General features: G+C 66.8%; 11 protein-coding genes. 9 read left to right on the top strand and 2 right to left on the bottom strand.

Features of this window, described 5'->3' with window-relative positions:
• Positions 1-56 precede the first annotated feature (56 nt).
• Together OG716_RS22120 and OG716_RS22115 are read left to right on the top strand one after the other, a co-directional pair.
• Positions 57-2,303, top strand: a complete 2,247-nt coding sequence (locus tag OG716_RS22120) for a hypothetical protein (protein WP_405132688.1) — start codon at positions 57-59, stop codon at positions 2,301-2,303.
• Positions 2,300-4,114, top strand: coding sequence for a hypothetical protein (locus tag OG716_RS22115; protein ID WP_405132687.1), 1,815 nt, complete (start codon positions 2,300-2,302; stop codon positions 4,112-4,114). The genes OG716_RS22120 and OG716_RS22115 overlap by 4 nt, the downstream gene beginning before the upstream one ends.
• A 260-nt stretch (positions 4,115-4,374) precedes the next feature.
• Here OG716_RS22115 and OG716_RS22110 read toward each other — a convergent pair whose 3' ends face one another.
• Positions 4,375-6,426 carry a glycoside hydrolase family 15 protein gene (locus tag OG716_RS22110; RefSeq protein WP_405139833.1) on the bottom strand — a complete coding sequence of 684 codons (2,052 nt, stop codon included), beginning with the start codon at positions 6,424-6,426 and terminating at the stop codon, positions 4,375-4,377.
• A gap of 66 nt (positions 6,427-6,492) precedes the next feature.
• Between OG716_RS22110 and OG716_RS22105 the strand changes: the two genes are divergently transcribed.
• Together OG716_RS22105 and OG716_RS22100 are read left to right on the top strand one after the other, a co-directional pair.
• The gene (locus tag OG716_RS22105; protein WP_327144565.1) at positions 6,493-6,729 is read left to right on the top strand and encodes a hypothetical protein; all 237 of its coding nucleotides are present in this window, start codon (positions 6,493-6,495) and stop codon (positions 6,727-6,729) included.
• Between the two features lie 151 nt (positions 6,730-6,880).
• Positions 6,881-7,138, top strand: a complete 258-nt coding sequence (locus tag OG716_RS22100; protein WP_405132686.1) for a hypothetical protein — start codon at positions 6,881-6,883, stop codon at positions 7,136-7,138.
• Positions 7,139-7,185: 47 nt separating this feature from the next.
• On the opposite strand, the gene OG716_RS22095 is transcribed toward OG716_RS22100, so the two are convergent.
• Complete coding sequence (locus OG716_RS22095; RefSeq protein WP_405132685.1) at positions 7,186-8,241, bottom strand: M48 family metallopeptidase; 1,056 nt, start codon at positions 8,239-8,241, stop codon at positions 7,186-7,188.
• Between the two features lie 84 nt (positions 8,242-8,325).
• Between OG716_RS22095 and OG716_RS22090 the strand changes: the two genes are divergently transcribed.
• The 5 genes from OG716_RS22090 to OG716_RS22070 all read left to right on the top strand — a co-directional run bounded on the left by OG716_RS22090 (position 8,326) and on the right by OG716_RS22070 (position 12,404).
• Complete coding sequence (locus OG716_RS22090; protein ID WP_327144567.1) at positions 8,326-8,415, top strand: Ms4533A family Cys-rich leader peptide; 90 nt, start codon at positions 8,326-8,328, stop codon at positions 8,413-8,415.
• Positions 8,416-8,645: 230 nt separating this feature from the next.
• Positions 8,646-9,644, top strand: coding sequence for a sulfate ABC transporter substrate-binding protein (locus OG716_RS22085; RefSeq protein ID WP_405132684.1), 999 nt, complete (start codon positions 8,646-8,648; stop codon positions 9,642-9,644).
• 125 nt (positions 9,645-9,769) lie between these two features.
• The gene (gene cysT / locus OG716_RS22080; protein WP_405139831.1) at positions 9,770-10,564 is read left to right on the top strand and encodes a sulfate ABC transporter permease subunit CysT; all 795 of its coding nucleotides are present in this window, start codon (positions 9,770-9,772) and stop codon (positions 10,562-10,564) included.
• Positions 10,561-11,370, top strand: a complete 810-nt coding sequence (cysW, locus tag OG716_RS22075; protein ID WP_297627510.1) for a sulfate ABC transporter permease subunit CysW — start codon at positions 10,561-10,563, stop codon at positions 11,368-11,370. Before cysT ends, cysW begins: the two co-directional genes overlap by 4 nt.
• Positions 11,367-12,404, top strand: a complete 1,038-nt coding sequence (locus OG716_RS22070; RefSeq protein ID WP_405132683.1) for a sulfate/molybdate ABC transporter ATP-binding protein — start codon at positions 11,367-11,369, stop codon at positions 12,402-12,404. Before cysW ends, OG716_RS22070 begins: the two co-directional genes overlap by 4 nt.
• Positions 12,405-12,485 lie beyond the last annotated feature (81 nt).

The raw sequence follows: 12,485 nt of genomic DNA, 5'->3' as shown, positions 1-12,485 counted from the left end.
GTTGAGAACGGCGGTCCGCCACTGGCGGACCGCCGATCCTTGAGAGTGGAGCTTGTATGACGCGTGACCTGCCCTTCGGCGACGCACCGGGTGTCGGCGGCGATGATGCGGGTGACGCCGCGTATCGGATTGCCGACGGGGTCGCGCGCGTGGCGAGGGCGGGCGCGTATGTCACCGGCGGAGCTCTCATCGCCTCGGCCGGCACCCGCGGGGGCGCCACCCCGGCGATCGATCACGACAGCCGCAATGTGGGCTGGTCGCAGGTCGATGATCCGCAGCCGGACGTGCCCAGCCCGACCCTCACCTTCCCGGATCTGACCATCGATCGCATGCCGCCCGCCCACGGCGGTTACGGCGGCATCGCGCCGGTCGTTGCTCCGGACGATCACTTCGGCACCGATGCCGGGCTGCTGCCTTCGCATTTCGATGCCAGCTCGATGCCGGATCCGAGCATGGCGGGCTTCCACGGCGTGGGTCTGCCCGATACGGATCTGCCCGCGACCTTCACCTTGCCGTCCACCCACGACTACCAGCCGCAGTCCGGTTTCGAGCTACCCGGCGACGGACAGTCCGCGGGCCTGCCTTTCGGGGCGCAGCCCGGTCTGGCCGCCGAGGATCAGCAGTTCCAGATTCCGGGCGGCTTCCATCTGCCGGACTTCGATGGACTGCACCTACCCGGGCTGAGTGACGACGGCTTCGCCACACACGGTTTCGACGGCCTGCACCTACCCGGGCTGCCCGGTGGCGGTTTCGGTCAACCGGGTGGTGGGTTCGGCCGGCCCGGCGGTGGTTTCGGGCCGCACGGCAGCGGCGCAGGCTTCGGCGGTGGCGAAGGTTTCGGAGAGGGCTCGCACCCAAGCATTTTCGACGGTATCGGCAATGGTCCCGTCGGGGTGTACGTGAGCACCGACTGGGCCGTCGATATGCACGTCGGACTCGACGGTGTGCAGTTCGAATCGGATTTGAAGGTCGATGTCGCGGTCGGCAATGTCGGCCACCAGCTCGATCAGTTCACTCAGGATATGGGACAGGGGATTTCGCATATCCCCGCCGGTCTGCCGGGCACGCCCGTCGACCCGAACAACCCGTTCGCCTCCGCCGCGGGATTGACCGGCGGTCCGAGCTCGGCCGCGAATCCCTCAGGCCAGCAGGCTAATTCGCAGGCGACCGGCGCAGCCGGTCCGGCGAGTGGCCTGCCCGGTTCTCCGGTCGCTGGTGCTCCCGGCCTCGGCGCTGCCGGTACTCCCGGAGTCGCCGCCGGTGCCCCCGGACTCGCTGCTCCGGCCGGTGCTCCCGTGTACAGCGCCCCGAGCGCCCCCGCCTTCGCTCCGGCCCCGACTGCGCCGATGCCCGCCGCTGCCGCCCCGATCGCCATCGCCCCGATCGCGCCCGTCGCGGCCGCGCCGGTCTTCCTGCCGCCGGTGGCAGTCGCGCAGCCGGTGGTCACCACGCCGCTGCAGACCACGATTCAGCCGGATGCCGCGACGCATCCGATCGCGAATCTCTTGACCACGCCCGGCCAGTCGCCGTTGACCGCCTCGGCGGCGAATGCCCCGGCACTGTTCAACCACGCCGGTCCGGTGCTGCTCGCCTCGGGCGCGCACGGTGATTCCGAGCATCCGGTGAGCACGATCGCCAAGCCGCTGCCGCTGACCACCGCGCCCGGTGGGTCGGTGCCGCAGATCAGTGTGCCCGCGAAGCCCGACCCGATGCTCACCACGGCGCCCTCGGTCCCGCCGGTCACCAAGCTGCCCGGTATCGATCCGGTGACCAAGATGCCGGTGCTGACCACGGCTCCCTCCGTGCCGACGACACATGCGCCCGTCACGGTCGCCCCGGTCACGCCGGATCAGGACTCCGATACCACCACGCGCCCGCACTATCCGTCCGATGACAGCGACACCCACGGCACCGTCCCGCCGGTCACCGTGCCGAGCGATACCGATTCGGCGCCGACGCATCAGCCGCCGGTGACCAATCCGTCGCAGCCGACCACGCAACCGGATCTGCCGACACACGGTGGGCAGCCCAGCATTTCGCTGGATCCGGTGCCGGTCATGCCGAGCGTGGTGCAGCCGCCGACCACACAGCAGCATGTGCCGGATGTACCCAAACCGGTGAAACCCGCTGGGGACCCGATAGATTCGAGTCTGCACGTGATGCCGATCGCCGATGATTCCACGCTGCACTCGGTCTTCCTGATGCATGACGGCGGGCTCACGAGCGGGCTCATGCCGGCCGACACCTCCTTCGCCGACACCCACTATCAGGTACACGGCCCGTTCGACCACACGCTCCTGTGAGCGGTGTCGAACGCCTTGTCGCAGTGAAGAATCCGGATGCGATGGCGCCGCTGCTCGGGCTGCTCGACGAGCTGCTGGAGCCCATCCATGCGGCGGGTCGCGCGGATCTGGCCGGACGCCTCGGCATCGCGCGCGCCCGGCTCGCCGATCCCCGGGTGCGCCTGGTTGTGGTGGGCGAGTCCAAGAGCGGAATGAGCACGCTGGTCAACAGCCTGGTCGGGACGACGGTCAGCGCCACGGAGAATGCCGTCAGCGTGCCGGTGATCGCCGAGTACGGGCCGCAGTCCACGGCGACGCTGGTGCGGGTCGGTCCGGGCGGCACCACCGAACGCCTGCCGATCGATCCGGGTAACGCGGTGTCCGCCATGGATGCCGAGGGTGTGATCCGGGCCGAATTCACCGAACCCAGCCCACTGCTGGCGGAGGGTTTCGTGGTGCTGGACGCGCCCGGCTCGCCCGCCGACACCCCGGCCACCTGGTCGCTGCTGGCGGTCGCCGATGCGGTGCTCTATGTCGCGGACGCCGCCGCACCGTTCACCAGTGGGCAGATCGGGCAGCTGCAGCGCATTCAGCAGGTGTGCCCGACGGTGGTCTGCGTACTCAACAAGATCGATCAGTCGCCGCAGTGGCCGGAGGTGCAGCAGCACGATCGGCGGCTGCTGGACGCGGCCGGACTGGCCTTCGCCGTCGCGCCCGCTTCGGCGCGGCTGCACGAGCAGGCGATCGCCACCGGTGATCAGCAGGCGGATCTGGAATCCGGTGTGCCGCAACTGCTCGACCACCTGCGCAGCTATGTGCTCGGCAATGCCGATGCGGTGGCCGTCGATGCCGCGGTGCGCGATATCGGGCTGATCACCGACCATCTGGCGCTGGCCCTGCGGACCGAGGCCGAGACGCTGCGCGATCCGCGCCGCTACGGCGTGATCACCGAGCAGCTGCGGCGCACCCGCGAGGAGGCCGAGCAGCTGCGGCAGCGCAGCGCCAATTGGCAGGTCACCCTCGCCGACGGCGCGGGTGAGCTGATGGCCGATACCGAACACGATCTTCGGCACCGCCTGCGCAGTCTGATCCGTGATGCCGAGGCCGACATCATGAAGCGTGATCCGGTGCGGCGCTGGCACGATTTCGGCGCCGATCTGGATGCCAAGATCTGTGAGGCGGTGGAGGAGAACTTCGTCATCGCGCACTACCGCTCGGTCGAGCTGGCCGAGCAGGTGGCCGCGAAGTTCCCGGACCGCGGTATTCCGACACCTGAACTGCGCCTGGACAATCCGGGTGAGGTGGGGGCGGTGCTGGAGCCGGTGACCTCGCTGGAAACACTGGACAGCGCGAAAACGGCGGTGACGCAGACGGCGCTGAACACGCTGCGCGGGTCCTACGGTGGCATCCTGATGGTCGGTCTGGCCACCAGCCTGCTGGGCATGTCCCTGGTCAACTGGTATTCGGCCGGCGCGGGCGTGCTGCTCGGCATCAACGCCCTGTGGGACGACCGCAAGAACCGCCGCCAGCGCCGCCAGTCCGAGGCCAAGGTCGCGGTATCGCGCCTCATGGACGATGTGATCTTCCAGGTGAGCAAGGAATCGCGCTACCGCCTGCGGGCCGTGCAGCGCAATCTCCGCGACCATTTCACCGAAATCGCCAATGAGACACTGCGTTCGGTGGATGCCTCGCTGCGCGCCGCCGAGGAGGCCGCCGCCGTGCACTCGGGCCAGCGCCGCGAGCAGCGCCTCACCGAAATCGAAGCCGCTCTTGTCCGCCTGCACGACCTCCGCGAACGCGCCGACGCCCGCGGCGGAAACGCCGAGTACTAGTCGGGGCCTGTCCTCGTCGTTCCCGCGTAATCCGCTGGGCTGTAGTGGATCCCGGCCGAACAAGCGCCGGGACGACCGAGCCACGAGGTCGGCCGAATCGCGAGGTCCTGCAGCCGGCGGGGTGGTGCGCGCTGGACATCGGCAGGGGTGCGGCCTCGGCGGCGGGCGGGATGATGGCGAGCGGACCATCGGTTCGGGCGACGGTGTGGTCGCCCCGCGGTTTACGCGGGGCGACCTGAAATCGTTTGCGAGCGAACGACTTACCGACCGGGGTGGGCCGGGTGGAACTGGCCGGAGCTGTGTGATTCCTCGGCACGGATCACATGCATGACCGCATTGATCAGGGCCAGGTGGGTGAAAGCCTGGGGGAAATTGCCGAGGTGCCGGCCGGTGCGGGTGTCGATTTCCTCGGCGTAGAGCTTGAGCGGGCTGGCGTAGCCGAGCAGGCGCTGGCAGAGCTGTTGTGCGCGTTGCAGTTCGCCGATTTCGACGAGTGCCGATACCAGCCAGAACGAGCAGATGGTGAAGGAGCCCTCCACGCCGATCAAGCCGTCGTCGGTGGTTTCGGTGCGGTACCGCAGCACGAGCCCGTTCTCGGTGAGCCGGTCGGCGATGGCCAGCACGGTGGCGCGCACGCGGTGATCATCGGGCGGCAGGAAGCGCAGCAGCGGCACCAGCAGCAGCGAGGCGTCGAGGCTATCGCTGCCGTAGGTCTGGGTGAACACACCCTCGGCATTGACGCCGTTGTCGAGGATGTCCTGCCGGATCTCGTCGGCGATATCGTGCCACTTCTTGGCGTAGTCGAATTCGCTGTGCAGTTCGGCCAGTTTCGCACCGCGATCGAGCGCGACCCAGCACATCACCTTGGACGAGGTGAAATGCTGTGGCTCGCCGCGCACCTCCCAGATGCCGCGATCGGGATTGCGCCAGTTCTCGATGGCGGCCTGCACCTGCCGTTCCAGCATGGGCCACAGCGTCTCCGGCACCTGCTGGCGCGACTTCACGTGCAGGTAAACCGAATCCAGAATCGTGCCCCAGATATCGTGCTGATCCTGGTTGTACGCGCCGTTGCCGATGCGCACCGGTTGTGCGCCGTCATAGCCGGACAGGTGCGGGAGTTCGGTCTCGGTGATCTCGCGTTCCCCGCCGATGCCGTAAAGCACCTGCAGCGGAAGGGCTCTGCCGTTTCCGTCGGTGGCGACATCGTGCAGGAAGGCGAAGAAGTCGTCGGCCTCCCGATCCAGGCCGAGGGTGTACAGACCCCACAGCGCGAAGCTGGAGTCCCGCACCCAGGTGTAGCGGTAGTCCCAATTGCGTTCCCCGCCAGGTGTTTCCGGGAGCGAGGTGGTGGCCGCCGCCAGTAGCGCGCCGGTCGGCGCGTAGGTGAGCCCCTTCAGGGTGAGCGCACTGCGCTGCAGATATCCGCGCCACGGATGATCGGGGAAGCGCCCCAGGGTGATCCACTGCCGCCACGCCTCGGTGGTCTGCCACATCTTGTCCGCGGCGGCCTCGAAGGTCTTGGGCGGCGGCAGATCCGACCAGGACAGCGCCACGAAGATCTGATCGCCCTCCTTCATGCGGGTGCGGGCCCGAGCCTCCCGGCCTTCCAGCCCGAGGCGCAGATCGGTGGTGATGGTCAGCGTCGGGCAGCTCTCGATATCGCAGGTGGCCGAGGCCTGTTCGTACACATCGCCGCTGTATTCCCAATTGGCCGCCTGCTGGTGGTAGTCGAAGGCCGGTTCGCAGCTCATCTCCAGTTCGACGACGCCGTTCACGCACCGCACGGTGCGCAGCAGCATGTGCTCGGCATCCCAGTCCATCGGAGTGCGCCGATGACTGCGGCTGCGCGATCGATTGTTGTGCCAGGGCCCCATGACCAGCGCATCGCGCACGATGATCCAGCCGGTCTCGGTCTGCCAGGTGGTCTCGACGATCAGCCCGCCGGGCAGATACCGGCGGGCGGCGGGCACATTGCGGCCGTAGGGGCCGAGCCGGAAGTGCCCGGCGCTGCGGTCCAGCGCGGCGCCGAAAATGCTGGGGGAGTCCGGCCGCGGGATGCACATCCACTCCACCGAGCCGTTGCGGGCGATGAGGCAGTTGGTCTCGCAGTCGGAGAGGAATGCGTAATCGTCGATCGGCGGGAAGTTCGAATAGTGCGCCTCACCGATGGCGGCCGGAACGTAGCCGTCCGAAAGCTGGGCGTCGGGCCGGTCGAGCGCATCCCGGGGCGGGCCGAGCGTCTCGGACTCGATATCGGCCGCACCGCTACTCAGCGGGCGGTCGTACGACTCCGGTTCGTCATAGGACTCCATAGTCACCATCTTCTGTCCTGTCGGCCCGAATCGTCCACCCGCGGGCTTTCGGCCTAGGCTGGTGTCGTGCATGCGATCGCAGGATGGTGGGACGGCGTCGAACTATGGGTGGCCGGCCTGCCCTTCGTCCCTCAATTCGCCGTGGTGCTGGCCGCCATGGTGCCGGTCTGTTTCGCCATTGCCTATGTGCTGGATCGAGTGTTGCGAGTTGCGCTGCGTGCGCTGGGCCGTGATCGAGTGGTCGCCCAGGAGGCCGCGGCGCCCGCCGCGCAGCCGCGTCGCATGCGTAAGGAAGCCGCCTGATGCCTCGTTCCCGTGTTCAGCTCGCTCTGGTCGCGCTGCTCGTTCTCGTTGTCATCGCCTGGCTCTTCACGCGCTGAGTTCGCCTGCTATTCATCGGGCGAATCGGACTTCAGACCCGCACTGTCGGATGCTGCGCGTACGCTCCTGCACCATGTCAACCGATGAAGGCTTGGAACTGGTGACGTTGCTGTCCGAAGAGGATTTCGAAGAGGACGAGCCGCGTCTCATCGCGACTCACTACACGGGCCCCGAAGAGGCGCTCGACATGGTGAAGGCGGCGCAGCTGCTGGGCCTGGGCGTCCGGCTCAGCAACCGCATCCGCCCCGACGAGGATGATGCCGAGAGTGCCACGGAGGAGTGGGTTCTCGACATTCTGGAGAACCCGCCCGTGGTCGAAGGCGACGAATAACCGATCAGTACCGACGGCGAATAGCTACGCGGGCCGCACGCCGGTAGCTATTCGTCGTCCCGCTCCCGCCATTCGCTGAACCGCTTGCCGATCTTCGATACGGTCTCACCGACTTCCTGCCCCACGGTGCCCACCGCGGATCCCACATCGCTGCCGAGATTGCGCACCGCGCGAATGAGCGGGTCTTGCGACTGATCGAAGTTCTGCCGATAGGTGCGCGCCGCCTCCTTCACCTGATCGCTGATGCGGGCGTTCTTGTCCTGCTCCCGCAGCGGGTAGCGGCCGTCCAGAATCCGGTCGTATTCACCGCCGGCGATCCAGCGCCGCAGTTCGGCCGCCCGCAGTACCGAGAACGGGTGCGTCTGCAATTCCAGATTCAGCAGTTTCAGCACCCCGTCGCGCAGATCGCCCGCGCGGTCGTAGGCATCGGCCTGCTCCAGGAACGACGCATGGCTCATCTCGTCCACGCGGGAGCCGCCGGCGAGCTTCATATGCACCCGCACCGAGGCGTCCACGTCCTGCCCGCAGAGCAGCCCGGCCCGGTCGCCGGACAGTTCGGATTTGCGGCTCCATTCCATCAGCGCGGCGACAATGGCGCGTAATGCCCAGCCGCCCAGCGGAATCCAGCCGACGCCGTCGGCCAGTCGCATGAGATGCATGAGCATGGTCCGGTACACCGCATGCCCGGACAGGGCGTGCCCGAGCTCGTGCCCGACCACGAAGCGCAGCTCCTCGGGATCGAGCAGATCGAGCAGTCCGGTGGTCAGGACGATGAAGGGCCGATCCATGCCGATGGTGAGGGCATTCACTTCCGGGTCCTGCAGGACGAACATCTCGGGCGTGGTGCTCGCGTCCAGGATGCGCACGGCGTCCTCGCGCAGCTGGTGCACCTTCTTGAACTGCCGCTCGTCCACCCGCACCGCGGTCGCCAGATACATCAGCCGATACTGACGTTCGGCGAGCAGTCCGGAGAGCGCGCGCAGCAGCGTGTCGAAGCCCGACAGTGAGCGCAGGGTGACCAGTGCGGTGCGGTCGGCGGGATGTTCCCAGGTGCGAGTCGAAATGCCGGGAAAGGTCCGGCGGACCCGATCTGGAGCAGTCATTTATTTCCCCCGTGGGTATGTTCACAGTGATAGGCGGCCCGCTCCGTTTCCTGTGAGACGTTCCGCCCTGCTACAGTCTGCCCCGTGTCGTCGAGTGTTGTGCCCCAGGTCCGCCATGAATTGGCGTTGATCGCGGTGGGCTGCCTCGCGGTCGCGGACATTCTGTGTCGTTGATTGCCTCCCGGGCACTGCTGCACGTCTGAGTAGACTGGCGCGCGAACCTTTTCGCAGTCGTGTCCGATTCCCGACGGCCTTCGGGCTGTGGCGCCACCGTCGCCTTTTCGCCGTGACGGGTCTACGGCATTACCTCCTTCATCCGCCCACTTGTCCCCGGCGGGTTTCTCGAAAGGTCCACCCCGATGTCTCGCAGCTCCAGGCTCTCTCGTCGATCTATCGCCGTCGTGATGACTGCGGTCGCCGCGACCGTTCTCGCGGCGTGCAGCGGCGGTTCGAGCGACTCCACCGACAAGGGCGCGGTTGCCGACGGTAGCGGCGGCACCTTGAACCTCTACGCCTACTCGGTCCCGAAGCCCGGTTTCGACAATGAGATTTCGGCCTTCAACAAGACCGATGCCGGTAAGGGCGTGAAGTTCCAGCAGTCCTACGGCGCCTCGGGCGATCAGTCCCGCAAGGTGAAGGACGGCGCCGAGGCCGATATCGTCAACTTCTCCGTCGAGCCGGACATCACCCGCCTGGTGGACGCCGGTCTGGTCGACGCGAGCTGGAATGCGGACGCCGACAAGGGAACTCCGTTCGGCTCGGTCGTCGTGATCGCCACCCGCAAGGGCAACCCCAAGGGCATCAAGGACTGGGACGATCTGCTGAAGCCGGGCGTCGAGGTCGTGACCCCCAACCCGTTCTCCTCGGGTTCGGCCAAGTGGAACCTGCTGGCCCCGTACGCGGCCAAGAGCGACGGCGGCAAGAATCCGCAGGCAGGTCTGGACTACCTGTCGCAGCTGATCACCAAGGATCATGTGAAAGTGCAGCCGAAGTCAGGCCGCGAAGCCACCGAGACCTTCTTGCAGGGCACCGGTGACGTGCTGCTGAGCTATGAGAGCGAAGCCCTCTTCTCCGAGCGCAACGGCGATCCGATCGAGCACTTCATCCCGCCGACCACGTTCAAGATCGAAAACCCGGTTGCGGTGACCAAGAACAGCAAGAATCCGGCCAAGGCCGTGGCGTTCAAGGACTTCATGTTCACCCCGGACGGCCAGAAGGCGTTCGCGGCGGCCGGCCTGCGCCCGGTCGACCCGAAGGTGGCCGCAGACTTCGCCAAGGACTTCCCGGCCCCGCAGAAATTGTGGACCATCGCGGACCTGGGCGGCTGGAAGGCCGTGGACAAGGATCTGTTCACGCCCAACACCGGCAGCGTCGCGGTGATCTACGACAAGGCCACCAAGTAGCCGGGTGACCTGGGACACAAGAGATACTCGATACCGTGAGTGACAGCAGCACGACCGCCGGGACCACCTCGGGTCCCGGCGTTTCGGTAGACAAGCAACCCAAGCGGGCCCGGTCCTGGCTTCGGGTGACCGGGTCCGTGGGCCCGTTCGGCATCGCCACCGCGGCGCTGTGGCTCAGCATTATCGTGCTGCTGCCGTTGGCGGCGCTGACCTACAACTCCTTCGGGAACGGCTGGTCCGGATTCTGGGACGCGGTGAGCGCGCCCACCGCCGTGGATTCGCTGAAGGTGACCATTTTCGTCTCGGTCATCGTCGCGATCATCAATGTCTTCATGGGCACCCTCATCGCCTGGGTGCTGGTGCGTGACGAGTTCCCCGGCAAGTCGATCGTCAATGCGCTCATCGATCTGCCGTTCGCACTGCCCACCATCGTCGCCAGCATTGTGCTGCTGGCGCTGTACGGGCCAGAGAGTCCGATCGACATCCACCTCAATGCGACCCAGCCGGGTCTGATCGTGGCGCTGGCCTTCGTGACGCTGCCGTTCGTGGTGCGTTCGGTACAGCCGGTGCTCATGGAGGTCGACCGGGAGGTGGAGCAGGCGGCCGCCTCACTGGGCGCGGACAACTGGACCACCTTCCGCAGCATTGTGCTGCCGACGCTGGCGCCGGCCATCATCAGCGGTGGCGGGCTGGCGTTCGCGCGGGCCATCGGCGAGTACGGGTCGGTGGTGCTGATCGGCGGCAATATTCCGCGTGAGACCCAGATGACCTCGCAGTACATCCAGCAGCAGATCGAGGTGGATCGCCCGGTCAATGCGGCGGCGGTCTCGGTTGCGCTGCTGCTGATTTCGTTCGCGACCCTGCTGGTGCTGCGATTCATCGCGGACCGGTCCGCCCGGAAAGAGCAGGAGTCCCGATGAAACTTGCTCCCTGGACTCGGATTTCGCTGCGCACGGTGGCGCTGGTGTATTTGGCGGTGCTGCTGATTCTGCCGCTCGGCATCATCCTGTGGCGCACCTTCGGCCGCGGTGTCGGCGAGTTCATCACTTCGATCAGCACGCCGGCCGCGGTGTCGGCGTTCAATCTGTCGATTCTCATCGTGGCGATCGTGGTGCCGCTGAACGTGGTGTTCGGCGTGCTCACAGCCCTCGCGCTGGTACGCGGAAAGTTTCCCGGCCGCAACCTCATTCAGGGTCTGGTCGATCTGCCGTTCGCGGTGTCCCCGGTGGTGGTCGGTGTTTCGCTGATCATGCTGTGGGGTGTGAACGGCTGGTTCGGCGGGCTCGAAAACCACGGCCTGAAGGTGATTTTCAATCTGCCGGGCATGGTGCTGGCCACCATTTTCGTGACGCTTCCGTTCGTGGTGCGCGAGGTGGAGCCGGTACTGCACGAGATCGGCGACGATCAGGAGCAGGCGGCCGCCACCCTGGGCGCCTCGCGCTGGCAGACCTTCTGGCGGATCACGCTGCCCGCTATCCGGTGGGGTCTGACCTACGGCATTGTGCTGACCGTGGCGCGTGCGCTCGGCGAATTCGGTGCGGTCATCATGGTTTCCACGGCGCTGCCCGGTAAATCGCAGACGCTGACCCTGCTGGTGGAGGGCCGCTACACCAATGACCACAACACTTTCGGCGCGTACTGCGCGGCGACCCTGCTCATGGGTATCGCCCTCGTTGTCCTTCTGTTCATGACACTCCTCGAACGCAAGCGGGGCACAGCCAAATGATCACCGTGACCAATGCCAACAAGCGCTACGGCACCTTCGCCGCGCTCGACGACGTCACCCTGGACATCCCGTCCGGCGAACTGACCGCCCTGCTGGGTCCGTCCGGATCCGGTAAGTCGACGCTGCTGCGCTCGATCGCCGGTCTGGAATCGCTGGACGGCGGCATCGTCACCATCGCCGGCCGCGATGTCACCCGGGTGTCGCCGCAGAAGCGCGATATCGGGTTCGTGTTCCAGCATTACGCGGCGTTCAAGCACATGACGGTGCGCGATAATGTGGCCTTCGGGCTGAAGATCCGCAAGCGGCCGAAGCCGGAGATCAAGAAGAAGGTCGACGACCTGCTGGAGATCGTCGGATTGGACGGCTTCCAGCATCGGTATCCCACACAACTTTCCGGTGGTCAGCGGCAGCGCATGGCCCTGGCTCGCGCGCTGGCGGTCGATCCGCAGGTGCTGCTGCTGGATGAGCCGTTCGGCGCGCTGGATGCGAAGGTTCGCGCGGATCTGCGTACCTGGCTGCGCCGGCTGCACGACGAGGTGCACGTCACCACCGTCCTGGTCACCCATGATCAGGAGGAGGCGCTGGATGTGGCCGACCGGATCGCCGTGATGAACAAGGGGCGGATCGAGCAGGTCGGTACGCCCGAAGACGTATACGACCGTCCCGCAAACGATTTCGTCATGTCGTTCCTGGGTGCGGTGGCCAAGCTCAATGGGCATCTGGTGCGGCCGCACGATATTCGCGTGGGTCGCGATCCGAGCATGGCGCTGGCCGCGCACGAAGGGACGGCGTCCTCCGCCGGTGTCACCCGGGCCACGGTCGAGCGCATCGTCCACCTGGGCTTCGAGGTTCGGGTGGAACTGCGCAACGCGGCCACCGGCGATATTTTCACCGCCCAGGTGACCCGGGGCGATGCCGAGGCGTTGCATCTCGCCGAGGGTGAGACCGTCTACGCCCGCGCGACGCGAATTCCGGAGCTCCCGGTCTCCCGGGTTCCGGAAGTCACGGATTCGCCGGAACTTCCGGTCGCATAGGACCCGACACACCGCTGTCGGGGGTGCGAAGCTTTCGCATCGCTTTCCCTTTGCCCGCTGCTGGGCGAGGCTGGTATGGCA

The organism is Nocardia sp. NBC_01388 (assembly GCF_045040085.1).
Taxonomy (GTDB): domain Bacteria; phylum Actinomycetota; class Actinomycetes; order Mycobacteriales; family Mycobacteriaceae; genus Nocardia.
Note: the sequence above shows the minus strand (reverse complement) of the source record. Positions and strands in the feature narration are given on the sequence as shown.